11 protein-coding genes and 1 pseudogene are annotated in these 15,933 nt (G+C 58.5%); 6 read left to right on the top strand and 6 right to left on the bottom strand.

Translation table 11 applies throughout. The annotated features are described in order from the left end of the window. Positions 1 to 9: 9 nt before the first annotated feature. Positions 10 to 2,439 (top strand): TonB-dependent receptor, encoded by a 2,430-nt coding sequence (locus NJH59_RS04485; RefSeq protein WP_253086458.1) that lies wholly within the window; start codon positions 10 to 12, stop codon positions 2,437 to 2,439. A gap of 500 nt (positions 2,440 to 2,939) precedes the next feature. On the opposite strand, the gene NJH59_RS04480 is transcribed toward NJH59_RS04485, so the two are convergent. Further along, positions 2,940 to 4,619: a YfjI family protein gene (locus NJH59_RS04480; RefSeq protein ID WP_253086457.1), complete on the bottom strand. Its 1,680-nt coding sequence runs from the start codon at positions 4,617 to 4,619 to the stop codon at positions 2,940 to 2,942. Positions 4,620 to 4,798: 179 nt separating this feature from the next. On the opposite strand from NJH59_RS04480, the gene NJH59_RS04475 reads away from it, so the two are divergent. After that, positions 4,799 to 5,029, top strand: a complete 231-nt coding sequence (locus NJH59_RS04475) for an AlpA family transcriptional regulator (RefSeq protein ID WP_058164140.1) — start codon at positions 4,799 to 4,801, stop codon at positions 5,027 to 5,029. A gap of 315 nt (positions 5,030 to 5,344) precedes the next feature. After that, a complete protein-coding gene (locus tag NJH59_RS04470) occupies positions 5,345 to 6,316 on the top strand; it encodes a hypothetical protein (protein WP_253086456.1) in 972 nt (323 codons plus the stop codon). 13 nt (positions 6,317 to 6,329) lie between these two features. Here the strand turns inward: NJH59_RS04470 and NJH59_RS04465 are convergent, their stop codons facing one another. Continuing rightward, the gene (locus NJH59_RS04465) at positions 6,330 to 6,401 is read right to left on the bottom strand and encodes a DUF4113 domain-containing protein (protein WP_253086481.1); all 72 of its coding nucleotides are present in this window, start codon (positions 6,399 to 6,401) and stop codon (positions 6,330 to 6,332) included. Positions 6,402 to 6,583: 182 nt separating this feature from the next. On the opposite strand from NJH59_RS04465, the pseudogene NJH59_RS04460 reads away from it, so the two are divergent. The 3 genes and pseudogenes from NJH59_RS04460 to NJH59_RS25485 all read left to right on the top strand — a co-directional run. Beyond that, a pseudogene (locus tag NJH59_RS04460) lies at positions 6,584 to 7,318 on the top strand (IS5 family transposase); the annotation flags it as partial. Positions 7,319 to 7,552: 234 nt separating this feature from the next. After that, a complete protein-coding gene (locus NJH59_RS04455) occupies positions 7,553 to 9,118 on the top strand; it encodes a PAS domain-containing methyl-accepting chemotaxis protein (RefSeq protein ID WP_253086455.1) in 1,566 nt (521 codons plus the stop codon). Positions 9,119 to 9,161: 43 nt separating this feature from the next. Then, positions 9,162 to 12,059: an EAL domain-containing protein gene (locus tag NJH59_RS25485; RefSeq protein ID WP_290445810.1), complete on the top strand. Its 2,898-nt coding sequence runs from the start codon at positions 9,162 to 9,164 to the stop codon at positions 12,057 to 12,059. 389 nt (positions 12,060 to 12,448) lie between these two features. Here the strand turns inward: NJH59_RS25485 and NJH59_RS04435 are convergent, their stop codons facing one another. The 4 genes from NJH59_RS04435 to NJH59_RS04420 form a co-directional block, all read right to left on the bottom strand. Continuing rightward, positions 12,449 to 13,351, bottom strand: coding sequence for a hydrolase or metal-binding protein (locus NJH59_RS04435; RefSeq protein WP_253086454.1), 903 nt, complete (start codon positions 13,349 to 13,351; stop codon positions 12,449 to 12,451). 92 nt (positions 13,352 to 13,443) lie between these two features. Then, positions 13,444 to 14,448, bottom strand: coding sequence for a lambda-exonuclease family protein (locus tag NJH59_RS04430; RefSeq protein ID WP_253086453.1), 1,005 nt, complete (start codon positions 14,446 to 14,448; stop codon positions 13,444 to 13,446). A gap of 74 nt (positions 14,449 to 14,522) precedes the next feature. Further along, positions 14,523 to 15,491 (bottom strand): DUF932 domain-containing protein, encoded by a 969-nt coding sequence (locus NJH59_RS04425; protein ID WP_063988280.1) that lies wholly within the window; start codon positions 15,489 to 15,491, stop codon positions 14,523 to 14,525. Between the two features lie 97 nt (positions 15,492 to 15,588). Beyond that, positions 15,589 to 15,918 (bottom strand): hypothetical protein, encoded by a 330-nt coding sequence (locus NJH59_RS04420; protein ID WP_203788845.1) that lies wholly within the window; start codon positions 15,916 to 15,918, stop codon positions 15,589 to 15,591. Positions 15,919 to 15,933 lie beyond the last annotated feature (15 nt).

The following is a 15,933-nucleotide window of genomic DNA, read 5'->3' as shown; positions in this document are numbered from 1 at the left end:
GATCATTTCATGCCCCAGCTTTGCTTCTCCCCCTCGATCTCATTGCCCCGCGCAGTGCGCCTGGCGATGTTCAGCCTGACGATGGCGAGTGTGCCGGGGGTGGTGCTGATGCCTGCTGCGGCTCACGCCCAGAGCCGTATCGCCTACCACATCGGCGCAGGCCCGCTGGGTAGCGCGCTGACCCAGTTCGGCGTGCAGGCGGGTGTGACGATTTCCTTCGATCCACGGCAGATCCACGCGCTGACCACCCCGGGCCTTGATGGTGCCTATGGGGTCGATGAGGGGCTGGCGTTGCTGCTGTCCAATAGCGGCTTGCGCGCTCAGCGCCAGGCCAATGGTGGGTATCTGCTGGTCCAGGACGGTTCCTCGGACGCGGTCGTGCTCGGCGCCACCACCGTCAACGGGCAGGGCCTGGGCGCCACGACCGAGGGCACCGGTTCGTACACCACGGGTTCGACCAACACGGCGACCAAGCTCGCCCTGAGCCTGCGGGAAACACCGCAGTCGGTGACGGTGATCACCCGCAAGAGGATGGACGACCAGAACATCCAGAGCCTGGACGACATCGCGCGCACGGCGACCGGTATCACCCTCACCAAGATCGGCACTGATCGCTCCACCTATTACTCGCGCGGCTTCGAGATCAGCGACCTGCAATATGACGGCATTCCGACCAACATCTCGGAAAACTACTCCATGGACGTCATGTCCACCTCGAACATGGCCATCTATGACCGCGTCGAGGTCGTACGCGGTGCCAACGGCCTGATGCAGGGCACGGGCAACCCGTCGGCGGCGATCAACCTGGTACGCAAACGGCCGACCCAGGACTTTCGTCTGGGCGCGGAGCTGGGGGCAGGCTCCTGGGACAACTACCGTGGCCAGGTGGATGTTTCCGGGCCACTGACCCCTACGGGCAATGTTCGCGGCCGTGCAGTGGCCTACTACAACAACGCCAACAGCTACCGCGACGGCTCCGAGCGTGACAACCAGTTGCTGTACCTGGTGGGGGAGGCGGATCTGAACGATTCCACCGTACTGACGGTGGGCGCCACTCTCCAGAAAGACAACCAGAACGGCTATGACTGGGGCGGCTTGAACACTCGTCGTGACGGCTCCTTCTATCCGCTTTCGCGTTCCACCAACCTCAACGGCAAGTGGGCCCATCTGGATCGCAACAACTACACGCTGTTCAGCGACCTCACGCACACCTTCGACAACGAGTGGAAGTTGACCCTGGCCATGAATGCGATCTGGTCGAACGCCGACTTTCTCTCCGCGTACCCGAACCGGGTAGCGGGCGACAACTATCGCATGACCGTCTCCCAGGCCGATTACGAAGACACCCAGTTCGCCCTGGACCTCTATGCTACCGGGCCCTTCGAGCTGTTCGGGCGCAAGCATCAGTTGATGCTCGGGGCCAACACGCGCAAGGACGAGTTCGACGCGGTGATCAAGAGCGCCACCAACAACCCGACGATCGACATCACCGACTTCGACTACAGTGCCCTGCCCAGCCCGATCCTCAATGCTATAGGCGCAGACTACAACTACACCCGCAAGGAGCGCGGCCTGTATGGTGCCTCGCGCTTCAGCCTGACCGATGACCTGAGCCTGATCGTCGGTACGCGGGTGAGCTGGTCGGACTACAAGGTGGCCAGCCCCTATACCAATGACCAATACCGGGAGAATGGCCGGCTGGTGCCCTATGCCGGGCTGGTGCTGGACCTGGACAAGCACCACACCTGGTATGCCAGCTACACCGAGATCTACAAGACACAGAGTTACTACGGTGTCGGCAATACCTTGCTTGACCCGATCGAAGGCGAGAATTACGAAACCGGCATTAAGGGTGAATACTTCGATGGTCGGCTGAACACCTCGCTGGCAATCTTCCAGACCAGCTTGGAGAACATGCCCGAGGCGTTGCCGGTGTCGCCCACCTGTGGTGTGACGGGGACGAGCAAGTGCTATGAAACAGGCGCAAAAGTGCGTAACCGTGGCTTCGAACTGGAGGTGTCCGGCGAGCCGTTGGAGAACTGGAATGTCAGCGCTGGCTATACCTATAGCGATCCCGAATATGTGGCGGGCGCCAGCAAGGGTTCGGACTACTACCGCAAGATCCCGCGCCGCCTGCTCAAGGTGGCAACCGACTACCGCTTGCCCGGTGTCCTCGACCAATGGCGTGTGGGCGGCGATGTCTATGCACAGAGCCGCACTGCCGCCGACGTGACCGGGTACGACATCAAGCAGGGTGGCTACACCTTGCTCAACCTGCATGCGCACTATCAGATCAACCAACAGTTCAGCGTGCAGTACAACCTCAACAACGTTCTGGACAAGGTCTACTACCAGTCCTTGCCCACTTCCAACAACTTCGGCGGCCTGTACTACGGTGATCCGCGCAATTTTGCGGTGACGCTGCGCTACCAATACTGATGCAAGGCCTGGGCGTGGCTTTTCGGGGAAGCCCGGTGGCGTGCCATGCCCAGGCGGCCTTTAACCGTCCCCCATGCAAGGTTTGGGAATGGCTTCAGGGGTTGGGACGGGTTTTTCTGGGCATTAAAAAGCCGGCTTGTGGCCGGTATTCTTATTAAATATGCTTTTGATTTTAAAGTAATTTATTTCTGCTTGCTGTTGAGACCCACACTTTGACCCACACTGATGCGGGTCGCTGCCCTAGTGGGCTCAGATGTTCCTATGGCTTATCATTTTACACTTCGCTTCGACTGCCCTGATTGCCTCTTGGATCTCGCGCATTGGCTTCTCGGCATTCCTGTTAGCTTCAGACTCCTTCTCAGAGAAAAACTCGGGTGCCTGTTCGTTAAATCCGGGTCTTCGCTCAGGTGTCTTATGGTTTTTATAATATGTTATAACGTAGCGTTAATTGTGTTCCAAAAAATCTTTCCCTTGGAATGGGTTGTCTTGGAATTAGTTTTTTAACTAATTTTGATGCGATAGCCCGATGTATGGTGAGGCGAGTTATTTTCTTGAACAAATTCCTGCTCGCAAAATAGCGGTAGCTCCTTGATTGTAATGATTTGGCCATTTTTTAGTTCAGGCTCTCCGGTGCTAAGAAGGATTGATTCTCTGAACCTGAAGTGACTTCTCTCCCTTTTGACGTGCCCCAGCTTGATAAGTAGATCTATTGCTGAATATAGTCGCTCAGAATTAGCGCGACCTCTTAGTACGCTTGGCCCAGACTGTTTAACTTGGGATAGTGTGAAAATAGTTTCCACGCCGATTATCAGATCACCTGGTTGTACTGGTCTAGCTTTGATTCGGTAAGGGTCCGATTTTCGATTGGTTTCAGTTTCGGGGTCTGGTGAGTGAATGTCGAGCTTGTAAGCGGTTTTAAGCAAGAAGTGCGCAAGGAGGTTTGTGTCTGTGACGATTTGCGGTTCGTTGGCTAGGTGCTCAATGAAGTGCTTTGAACAGTTTTGGGTAAAAGACCAGCAAAACTTTAATGTGAAGATATCTATTTCTATATCGCTATTGTTTTTTCGTTCGAAAGTATGCATTGTGGCTGCTAGTCGGCTAGTGTTTTCTAGTAGCTTTGAGGCGTGATCTTTGAGGTAATAATATAATCCGTTTTCCTGCATCTGCTTTTCAAGGTATTGGTTGCACATAAACCAGAAGTCTTTTGCCTGTTCTGAGAATTGTAGTACTTGTCTTTCTGATGATGATTCTGAAGTCAAAAGTTCTTGGATGCGGGTATTGAAGGCTTTCTTACGAGATAGCTTGGATAGTTTTTGGTTTGTTCGGTGCCCAGCCATTGTGCGAGGCTTTACGACTAAGAATCGAGCTAAAAATCCAGTTCCTCTAGCCTCTTCGCCGCGCTTGCTCATGAATCGATTAATTACATTCGGCTGAGCCATTAATGAAAGAGTAAGGCGAGCATTCTGTAGGACAAAACTATCCCTTGATATTCGGTCAACCTTCACGCTGCCGCCGTCCCACAGCGTGTTGAGTTTGTCCAGTTCTCCTAAGGCTTTCCCGCTAAAAATACTGCTTGCTTCGCTCGTTAATAAACAGCCATGTGGAATATTCTCGTAGAGCATCTGTACGAGAGCCTGTGGGGTTGTGTCTTCGTACAAAAACTTTCCAGATCGAACTGGTTGTGGTTCAGCTCTGAGGTGCTCAGCTACTGCCTCTAAAGCTGCATGTGTAGCAGCCTCATCCCCTTGGGTCGCGCATTTGTTAAATGCACGCTCTAGGTGCTTTTTTTGTGTGATCCACAGCTGATGATCAACTTTTTGCTGAAGTAAGGCGGCTTCATTTGTGCGATGTGCGACATCATTTAGATTGGTGATGGCCTCAAAAAAATAGTTCTGTGTAACTGTTTTTCGCTCCCCAGACTCCGCAATGGTTAGGAGCATCAATGAGGTTGGCACTCTATGTCCGGTTGGCATTTCTACGTCAACGAGGCCTTGGCAGGCCGTGGCAATGGCACCTAGGGCGCACATCATCGCCATTTCACGAGAGACTTGATGCTCTCGCGCTGATTCCCCCACTGCGGCCTCAAAGAGGCTGTGCTCGCTAAAGTGGGGCCAACCTTGTTCGTCCATTGATGGGTCAGGGCTAGTCCAGGGTTGGTTTTTTTCAATTTCCTCAATCATCTTAAAACCTGCTATTTCTGCTATTAATCGCAAAAATAGCAGGTTTTTCTAATTACAAGCTGTGGATATTTTCAGAGCCACGAGTCTGTGAGCGGCATGCACCTGGTTCAGGAGAGGCGTATTGCGGTCTTTTTTTACCGTCTCAGCACATCTTCTGAGCCATACAGAGGAGCCTGCTCATGCGAATCATCCGTCTGAAAGAAGTCATCGACTCGACCGGCCTGTCTCGGTCGACCCTGTACAAGTACATCTCGGAAGGCACCTTCCCGAAACCGGTATCGCTGGGCGACCGCTGCGTCGGCTGGGTCGATAGCGAGGTGCACGATTGGATCCTGGCTCGGATCGAGGAGCGTGACCAAGCCGAGGGTGCCGCTACGCGCCCGATTGGCCATCTGAGTATGGCCAGCTAGAACCGCCACCTGCGCCATGAGCGGCTTCGGCTGGTCATGGCGTTTATGCCGACTCGAACATCTTTGGGCTCTCAGCTAACTCTCCCAAAGCTCAATGCGGCAAATCTCTCGACAGGCTTGGCAATGTTGCTCCCCATTGCCCAGCCTGCTCGGGAGGGTCGGCTCTGGTCAGGGCTGCATCTATAGCTATTAACTACCAACTCTTACTAACCATCACTACCCATCACCACTGACTACACCAGAGGGAAAGAAGACCAGTAAAAAGAAACAGACCACGTACCTGGTATGCACCAACAACCAACCAGGTACTCAGCCATGAACAACCGCAAGCACAACACCCACCTCTCACAGTCCGACATAGCCCTGAAGATCGAATCACTCGTCCAGGCTATCGAGCGCAGCGATACACCCGCATTCCGGATTACGCACAAACGGTCAGGCTATGAGCAGGTCGAGCAGACCAGACTCTCCCGGTACTTCACCAACGTCCAGCAGATGTACAACCTGTTCGATGACCGAGTGCCGTACGACTACAGCGAACACCTGTTAGCGTTCCGGGAGGCCTGTGACGACATTGGCCTTCAGCGTTCACCCAATGGCCCTGTCTGCATGAGTGAGACGGGGACGTACTGGCTCAGTCATGAACAGAGCATGAACGTCCTGACCGAACGGATCCGTGAGTTGACCCGTCAGCGGTGGTACCAGCGCAAAGCTGGGGATCGAGCCTATGAGGCACGCAAGCAATCGAAGGAGATCACAGCCTACTCGGATGCAGTGATGAGCCTTTACTCACGCACTACGGTCATCAGACTGGACCTCTACTACCGACCTGAAGCTAAGGCCAGGCAGCGCGTCGAGCAGGTATTCGATCACCTGGATGATCTGATCGACCAACACAGCCGTCATCGGATTTTCGAGCACCTGATTGGTTACACCTATTCAGTCGAGCAGGGGGATTGCAAGGAGGGGCGTGGGTACCACATCCATGCGGCCTACTACTTCAATGGCAACCAGGTGTGCCGTGATGTCTGGAAGGCGATTGAGATCAGTGAGCTATGGGAGGAGGTCACGCGTGGTCAGGGCTATGCCCATAGCTGCAACCACGACAAGGAGGGGTATGGTGACAAGCTAGGCATCGGCCAGATCCATAGGGACGATCAGTCGAAGCGGCCTAATACGCACAAGGCGATGAAGTACCTGGTCAAAGATGATCAGCACCTGCGCGTGAAGCCTGCAGGGGCGCGTTGCCTGCGTAAGGGCACTCTGAACCGTGCTCGTCGCGGATAAGTGAATGGCAAGGCTACTTGGCCTTTGCGACCATTAACTCAGACCAGCGAGTGGTGTAGGCGGGGGAGAGCAAATCTTTGCGCATAGCTCACTCGGCTGGCTTGGCAATGCGTACCGGCTGCAGCGTTCCACGTCCCTAGCGATTGTTGATCGCGTCCAAGGTGCTCATCAGTCGCTCGGCTTTCACGGGCTGTCCAGGGGCGAACAGATCCGGGGTGTACTCATTCTTGCGACACAGATCCAACAGCATCACCTGAGCCTTGGCGTAGCACCATCCTGCGCCAGTTCGCGGGTTTGAGCCTGGAGCGCATCCCCGACGAAACCACCATCCTCAACTTCCGTCGTCTGCTGGAGAAACACGAGCTGGCTGCTGGCATCCTGGCGGTGATCAATGGCTATCTGGGTGATCGAGGCCTGTCGTTGCGCCAAGGCACCATCGTCGATGCCACGCTGATCAATGCGCCGAGTTCGACCAAGAACAAGGACGGCAAACGCGACCCAGAGATGCACCAGGCCAAGAAGGGTAACCAGTACTACTTCGGCATGAAGGCGCACATCGGTGTCGATGATGAGTCAGGTCTGGTGCGTGGCGTGGTGGGCACGGCGGCCAATGTGGCGGATATCACCCAGGTCGAAAAACTGCTGCACGGCGAGGAAAACATGGTCGGCGCCGACGCGGGTTACACCGGCGTCGAGAAACGTCCTGAACATCAAGGCCGTGAGGTCATCTGGCAGATCGCCGCCCGCCGCAGTACATACAAGAAGCTGGGTAAGCGCAGCCCTTTGTATAAAGCCAAGCGCAAGATCGAGAAGGCCAAGGCCCAGGTGCGTGCCAAGGTCGAGCACCCGTTCCGGGTGATCAAACGGCAGTTCGGTTATGTGAAGACGCGCTTCCGTGGCCTAGCGAAGAACACGGCGCAGCTGGTGACACTGTTTGCGCTGTCGAACCTGTGGATGGTGCGCCGACGTTTGCTGACGAATGCGGGAGAGGTGTGCCTGTAATGCAGGAAATGGCCGCCGCGAGGTGGTCTCGGCGGCTAGAAACACCGAAATAAGCGGGTTATCTGATCGTTTTTGCTCGATTTGCCGCTTTCAAAGTCGGCGGAGGCTGAAGTCAGCCAGAAATGCATGGCTACTTCAGACCATCCCTAAATAACGTCCCGCTTAGGGATGAACTGAAACATCCTTTTGCTTATATTAGGGCACATCGCCACTCAGCCGTAACGAGCCAAGCCAATGCGCTTAAACCAACCCAACAGCGGTCGCGAACGTAGCTTCCCGGCTGAGCAGCACCTCATTTCCGCCACCGATACCCGCGGGATCATCACGTACTGCAACGACGAGTTCGCCGAGATCAGCGGATTTACCCGCGAGGAATTGGTCGGCAGCCCGCACAACCTAGTGCGTCACCCGGATATGCCGCCTGCCGTGTTCGCTCATATGTGGGACTACCTAAAATCCGGACGCAGCTGGATGGGCATCGTCAAGAACCGCTGCAAGAACGGCGATCACTATTGGGTCAGCGCCTATGTCACGCCCATCCAGGAAAACGGCCGGGTCGTCGGCTACGAGTCGGTGCGCAGCAAACCCAACAGCGAGCAGGTGCGCCGTGCCGAGGCACTCTACACGCGCCTGAACCAGGGGCGCCCGGCCATCGGCCGTGGCGAGGCATTCGCGCAACTGGCACGCTTCTTCGTGCTGCCGCTGCTCGGTGTAGTGAGCGGCGCGGCGCTCTGGAGCCTGGAATTGCCCGGCACGGCGTTGCTGCTGACCTTGGTCCTGCTTGGGCTGCAGGGTTTTGCCAGCCTGCACAACTCCAGCCAGCTGCTCGGCCGGGCTCGTGCAGTAGCGCCAAAAACATTCGACAGCCCGCTGGTGGCCCGCACCTACAGCGATGCCTCCGGGCCACTGGCGCTGCTGCACCTGGCACTGATCAGCGAGGATGCACGGATTCGCACGGCGCTTTGCCGCCTGGGAGATTTCGCCGACCAGACCGCCGCCCTGGCCAAGGAAAACGGCCGCCTCAACGAGCAGGCAGAACGTGCCCTGCAGGCCCAGCGCAATGAAGCTGACCAGGCCGCCACGGCGATGCACGAGATGGCCGCGTCGATCAATCAGGTCTCCAGCCACGTCCAGCAAACCGCTCAGGAAGCACGTCAGGCCAGTGAACTGGCTATGGCCGGCGCCCAGCAGTCGCAGCAAAGCCGCCAGGTCATCGAGCAACTGGCGCAGACTGTCGATGGCATCGGCCAATCGGTGCAGTCACTGGCCGATGAAACCGCTTCCATCCAGCAAGCCGCCAGCATGATCCACGCGATTGCCGAGCAGACCAACCTGCTGGCCCTGAATGCCGCCATCGAAGCAGCCCGCGCCGGTGAGCAGGGCCGTGGCTTTGCCGTAGTGGCCGACGAAGTGCGCGCCCTGGCCTCCAAGACCCGCCAGTCTACCGACGTCATCCAGGGCATCATCACGGGCCTGCATAAGGAAACCGAACGTGCCTTGAGCGTAGCTCGCGCCGGCAGCGAGGAAGCGCGTAACGGCGTGGCGCGGGTAGCGCAAACCGAACAATCGCTGCAAGGCATCAGCCAGACCGTCGACAATATCCACCAGATGGCCGAGCAAATGGCCGCTGCTGCCGAACAGCAGAGCCTGGTCGCCGAGGATATTGCCCGGCAGATCAACTCGATTTCCCAGGCCACCAACGACAATGCCGAAGTCACCGGCAATAGCGCGCGCCTAGGCAGCCAGCTACAGTCCACTGCAGGCTCCCTGCACGCGCTGGTCGAGCGTTTCAACAGTTAATAATCCTGCACAACGGGCGCTAGCAGCGCCCCCGGATAACGCCTTGCAGCCTCTCTATCTGAACCACCGCAGTCTGGCGCTGAGCACCTGCGCCCTGGCCCTGGTACTGATGGCCCTGGCCCTGAGCCTGCCTCCGATTGCCATCTTCACTGCCCGTCCGGCCGACTACCTGTCGGTGCATATCCTGCTGGAAATGTTCGCCATCAGCGTCTCGCTGATGATCGTCACTATCGCCTGGAACACACCGGATCATGACGCCGAGCCCATAGCCCAGACCTTGGTCTTCGGCTTCGCCAGCGTGGCCGGCCTGGACATGTTGCATACCCTGTATTTCGCCGGCATGCCGGGGCTGGTGGTGGATGGCAGTACCAACACGGCGATCTTTTTCTGGCTCAGCAGCCGTGCGGTCGAGGTAGCCGTTCTCTGCCTGGCAGCCCTGTCCTTGCGCCTACCCGGCAGCCGCAATGCCTGGCTGATAGCAGGCATTGTCCTGGTCGCCGCCCTGTTCCTGATCGCCACTCAGCGCCCACAATGGCTGCCGCTGAGCTATATCCCCGGCAGCGGCCTGACGCCACTGAAGAACACCTGCGAACTCATCCTGTGCGTCGCCAACCTGGGCCTGGCCCTGTGGTTCTTCCTGCGTAGCCGCAAGACTCAGAGCAGCCGCGATCTATGGCTGGGCGCGGCCTGTTTCATTACCGCGATGGGCGGCCTGGCGTTTACCCAATACCGAACGACTTCGGAATTCATCAACCTGTTCGGCCACATCTATAAGATGGCCGCCTACTGCTTCTTCTACCTGGCTGCCTTCCAGATTGCCGTGCGCAAACCCTATCGTTTGCTGGAAGTGCGTGAGCAGCGCATTCGCGAACAGGAAACCGAACTGCACAACCTGCTGAGCAACCTGCCGGTTGGCATCGCCCGCCTGGATGAGCACCTGCACCTGCGCTATGCCAACCCGACGCTAATCCGCAGCCTGGATCGTCGTCCGGAAAACTTGATCGGTGAAACCATCAGCGACCTGCTACTCAGCGACGTCGCTGAGCAGATCAAACCGCATCTGTTTAAAGCCCTGGAAGGCGTGCGCAGTGACCTGGATCTGGAATACGTCCGCCCGGACGGCAACAGCGCCTATGCCTCCTGCCTGGTGGTGCCGGAACGCCAGGTCAGCGGCCGCGAAGCCGGGGTGCTGGCGATTTTCACCGACACCAGCGAACGCGAGCACAATCGCCGACAGTTGATTGACTCACTGCGTGAAATCGCCGAGATCAAGGCCGCCCTGGATGCCCACGCCATCGTCGCCATCACCGATGCCCGCGGGGTAATCACCCAGGTTAACGACAAGTTCTGCGCCATCTCCCAGTACGCCCGCAGCGAGCTGGTCGGCCGCACCCACAAAATGATCAACTCCGGCCATCATCCACGCGAATTCTTCCAGGACCTGTGGCGCACCATCAGCCATGGCGAGGTGTGGAGTGGCGAGGTGTGCAACCGCGCCAAGGACGGCTCGCTGTACTGGGTGCAGAGCACCATCATGCCCTTCATCGGCAAGGATGGCCTGCCCGAGCAGTACATCGCCATCCGCGCCGATATCACCAAGCGCAAGCGCATCGAAGAAGCCGCCCAGCGCATGGCACTGCACGACGCCCTCACCGGCCTGGCCAACCGCCGCCTGATGAACGAGCGACTGATCCGCGCCCTGCACAACAGCCAACGGCATAATCAGCACGGCGCCCTGTTGCTGATGGACCTGGACCACTTCAAGGAAATCAACGACACCCTCGGCCACCCGATCGGCGACCTGTTGCTCAAGGAAGTGGCCGTGCGCCTGCAGGGCACCCTGCGCCAGAGCGACACGGTGGCGCGCCTGGGTGGCGACGAGTTCGTGGTGATCATCGAAGAGCTGGGCAACAGCCAGGAAAGCGCCATGCACCATGCCAGCGATACTGGCGAGAAGATCCGCCAGATGCTGTCCGCACCCTATCAGCTCCACGACCATATGGTGCAGATCACCCCGAGCATTGGCGTGGTGTTGTTCGATGGCACGCTGCAGAACGCCGACGAACTGATCAAGCAGGCCGACATGGCGCTGTACAAAGCCAAGGATGCCGGGCGCGACCAGCTGTGCTTCTTCGATAACGCCCTGCAGAGCGAAATCAACCAGCGCGCCCTGCTGCAGCGCGACCTGCGCCTGGCCCTGGAGCAGGATGAGCTGCGCCTGTTCTACCAATCGGTAGTCGACGCCGACGAGCAGATCCTCGGCTTTGAGGCCCTGCTGCGTTGGCAAAACCCGCAGCGCGGCCTGGTTTCCCCGGCGCAGTTCATTCCCCTGGCCGAGGCAAGCGGCCTGATTATTCCGATCGGCCAATGGGTACTGGCCACCGCCTGCCGCCAGCTGGCCGAGTGGCAGCACGACCCCATGCGCCAGGCTTGGACCCTTGCCGTGAATATCAGCGCCCGCCAGCTCAGCCAGAATGACTTCGTCCAGCAGGTGCTGCAGGTGCTGGCCAGCAGCGGCGCACCGGCCAACCGCCTGCGCCTGGAAATCACCGAATCCATGCTGCAACACGACCTGACGGTCACCATCGGCAAGATGCAGGCGCTGCGCCAGCTCGGCGTGCGTTTCTCGCTGGACGACTTCGGCACCGGCTATTCGTCCATGAGCTATCTCAAGCACATGCCGCTGGATCAGCTGAAGATCGACAAGTCCTTCGTCGACGAAATCCTCACCGACAACACCGACAGCGCCATCGCCCACACCGTGGTGACCCTGGCGCAAAACCTCGGCCTGGAGGTGGTAGCCGAAGGCGTGGAGCAGCGCGAGCAGCTGGATTTGCTAGTATCTATTGGCTGCCGTGCGTTCCAGGGTTACCTGTTCGGAAAACCGGAACCACTTCGCCATACCATCGAGTTTTCCGATGAAGCAGATGACCTTCGCTGACGCCGATGACTGCGAGGATGACGTTGAGCTTGTTGGTGCGCCGTCGGGAGCAGTCGTCAAGGTGAAACCTGAGTTTAAGATCAGGGACGCAGATAGCTGAGTCCCTCTCGGGCTTTGTTGATTAGCAATCGCTCATCGGGCCTTATCAGTGAAAGACAAAAAATAAAGAATGTCCCGCCCTCAGTGGAGCGGGACATCCATTTTCGCTGACGTCAGTTACTTGCTTGATCGTGCTGCCTGCAGTCGACAGAGGATCCAGCACGCCAGTACCACCGCTATCAGCAATGGTGGAAAGCGTACCATCACAATCACCAGTAACAAGACCGCCAGGCAGCCTGCCAGGATCCCGGCAAACATCATCGCAGCACCGAAAGTGCGTAGCAGCCGTTTCATACTTTCGCCTCTTGGCGTGTGGCTTGCGCTTCCAACTTCTCAGCCAGGCTTGGCTTGGTGTAGGTGGCTTGTGGTGTGATTGTTGAGGCGGGCACTTCACCTTCTGGGTAGAACTCTTCCACGATGGCGCTGACATCCTCCTCGCAGTCTTCGAAGGCTCCGTTGCCAAAGCCACGTCGTGCTGCCTCATCCAAAGCCGCCTGATTGAAGCCTGCAGCCTGCCGCCGCGAATCGAGTTCACTTGCAGTCACCAGCGCTTCAGCCATGTCCATGCCGCCGCGTACTGTCAGGTCGGCGTAGAAGATCGGCGTGCCATGACTCTGGCGAGTCGACTTACCACGCAGACGCAACTCCAGCGGCAGACAGGCCAGGCGGTTGCCCGAGATAGCCTGGAAGTAATGCAGGCGAGCCGCCAAGGTACGGATGCTGTTGAAGCCGGTGGTGCGGAACACAAAGCTGCCCAGCGGATCCTCATCCCCAATGACCACGTTCAGTCGGCCGTAGGGCTTGCAGGCACCGCCTTTCGCCAGTGGGCAGGCATCCGGTGACGGGCAGGGCAGCGACTGCATGCCGTCCGAGGTGACCCGCTTGCAGGTCTCGCCATTGCCCACACAAACCGGCCGACCCGATTGCCGGTCGAACAGTGTGTAGTCGGCTCGGAAATTCAGCTCCGGTTCGTTGAACAGCAGGCGTACCGGAATGCTGCGCAGCTTGTCGTCCTTGCCTTGACGCAGCTCATCATTGAGCGGGTGCAGTAGCCAGCCGTCCTTACCCTGCACCTGGGACGTGATGGTGAACTGGTCATCCTTCTCCGGCAGGCGCTTGCCGTTTTTCTCGATGACCTTACCAATGGAAATCCGCCCGAGTACCGGCGGAGTGATAGCCAGACCTTTGAGCATGGTGAGTCTCCTGGAAATGAAAAAAAGGCCAGCCACGCAGCGCGAACTGCATGGACTGGCCAAGGGGAGGGAATGTTTGGGAAAACTGGGTTTCAGCCGACCAGGAAGCGTCGTGCACCCGGTTTCAGCAGTGGGTACTTGGCCTGCAGGTAGGGCTTGTCCTTGAGTAGTTGAGCGACATCGAGGCCGATGCTGTCCTTGGCCTTACGCCAACTAACGTAGCCATTGGAGAACTCCGCTCGACTGGCATCGCCCATGGCCTGCTGCAGCATCTGTTTGAGCTCGGCCTCGCGCTTTTCCTTATCCGTAATCGACTGGCGAACGGCCTTCAGCTCGATGTAAGCCGCTGACAGACCCGCATGCTGGCTGAAGTCGACGACTTGGCCGTTGTCCTCCGGATAGAGGCAGCGCAGCGCTGACTCTGCCGAAGCCGTACCATCGGCCGGTGGGGGTGTATCAGTCTCCACGTACTGCCAGAACTTGCGCTCCAGCTCGATCAGGCGAGCGATCATGTGCTCATCTCGCTCGATGCGGTGGGTCTCCAGCGTCTGGCCACCCAGCAGCACCGCCACATCGGCAGCCTGCTTGCCGGTGACGGCGAGCTGGTGCATTACCTGAAGCTGCACATACTCCGGCACGCCCTCTTTCCAGAGGCGTGCCCCGTTGATGCCGGCTGTCTTGCATTCGAGGATCTGCACATCGTCGGCCCCGATCACCTCGCGGTCGATGTTGGCCAGCATCCAGGGCAGTTTCGGATCCGGGTGCTGCAGCACTGCGTTGATGCGCCGTACCTTGTTTTTCGTGCGCTTGCTGTAATGCCAGGCCACGATGGGCTCCAGCACGTTACCCCAGTACATCGGGCTTTCCTCATCGTGCGGATCAGCCTTGGGCATGCCGGCATCGCGACTGGTCTTTTCCAGCCAGAGTTCCAGCTGCGACTTATAGGGGTTCAGCCCTACTGCCGCAGCAGCGTCCGAACTGCCGATACCTTGCTTGCGGATCTGCAGCCAGTCCTCGCGTGGCAGCTCCTTGGTGCTGACCAGGCGCAGAGCCGGGCGGGATTTGCTGGTGCTGCGATTCAATGAAGTGGCTTTCATAGCGTTCACCTTGCAGAAATAGAAACGCCCGACCTGCAACGAAGCGGGTCGGGCGTTATGGGGTGGGTAAAAGGTCAGGCGACCAATTGCAGGGCGGTATCCAAGGCGCGTTGCTTGATCTGGGCACCCTGGCCGAACCATGCAGAGTCGAGGCGGTACTCCGTGCTGCGTGCCCGGCGCTCGTGATCGACGTACTCGGTCACGGCATTAAGCAAACCCCAGGCGGTGCCGCGTGCTGAGTCCAGTTGGCTGCCACGGCCACGACCTTCGTACAGCTCCTGCACTTTGCGCAGAGCGCGCTCGTTAGGCAGTTGCTCCGGCAGTGCGCCGGTCGGGCTGGTCTCGCACATCACGTTCATGAAGAAGCCCAGCGCCTCATGCCACTGCACCTTGCGTTCAGCCAGGTGGCGCATGCGATACATGAAGTCGTCCCATTGCGAGACGGCGATACCGAGCTGCTTCTTCACCAGATCGCCGTCGAAGCGGGTACTGTGCGGCACCTTGATCGCACGACTGGTGCCATCCAAAGCAATGGTCAAGGTGTTGTTGCAGACCACACGGATAGTCGTGGGGGTTGCGGTGGTGGCTAGGGTGCCGTCGCAGGAAGTGGCCAGCAGCAGGTAGCCATTCACCTGGTCGTTACCCTTGAGTGCAGCGCCCTGTCCGGTGCGTGCCAAAGCCCAGAACTTACGGCCGCCCTTGAGCACGCCAGCGGTTTCCAGCTCGTAGCCGGAGACCTCGGTCAGATCCCGGTAAAACTCCAGCACATCCTTGGGCTGAACGGTGTGGTAACGCTGCGAGACCACCGACAGCGGTGCCTTGGTGTCCGAACGGTAGAGCACCTTCTGTTCGGGGAAAGAATGGATCGCGCCCAGATGGCCGATGGCGTCCGACTTGAAGTGCACCGGGCTTTCCATGATCTGCCAGTCCATGCCGGCTTCGCGTTGCCAGACTTCGATGGGCTGCTTCTGCGGCAGGTTGTTGCCCAAGCCGTGCCACGGAGTAGCGCCAACGTAGGCCATTTGTTCGATTTGATGAGCCATGACGAATTTCCTTTGGGTGCAGGCCGGCATAAAGCGCCGCGCATAGCGCAGCACCGGCAATCAATGAGAGATAAGTAAGAGGAGAGCGGTGGCCGGATCAGGCCGGCAGATTGAAGCGGTGACCGCAGAGCAGGCAGAGGTTGTGGGCCAGGACGTGACGGTCGAGTGACTCGCCGAGCTGAGCGCCAATCGCGCAGCCACCGACGCCTCCGGCAAGGCCGCCGAGAATGGCGCCGGATACCGAGCCGAGGGTTATGCCGACAGGGCCGGCGAATACGCCGAGTGCTGCACCGGCCTTGCCGCCTGCCAGAGCAGCACTGATGCCACGTGCGAGGCCACCGACAGCACCGATGGCCGCGCCGGCTTTCATGGCGTGATGGAATGAAGCGACTTTGGGGGAGTGACAGCGGGGGCACTGCAATGACATGGGATGATCCTCCTT

Origin of the sequence: Pseudomonas sp. VE 267-6A (assembly GCF_024126555.1) — a bacterium.
GTDB lineage: Bacteria > Pseudomonadota > Gammaproteobacteria > Pseudomonadales > Pseudomonadaceae > Aquipseudomonas > Aquipseudomonas palmensis.
The sequence above is the reverse complement of the archived record's forward strand: the minus strand, read 5'-3'. Positions and strand labels throughout refer to the sequence as shown.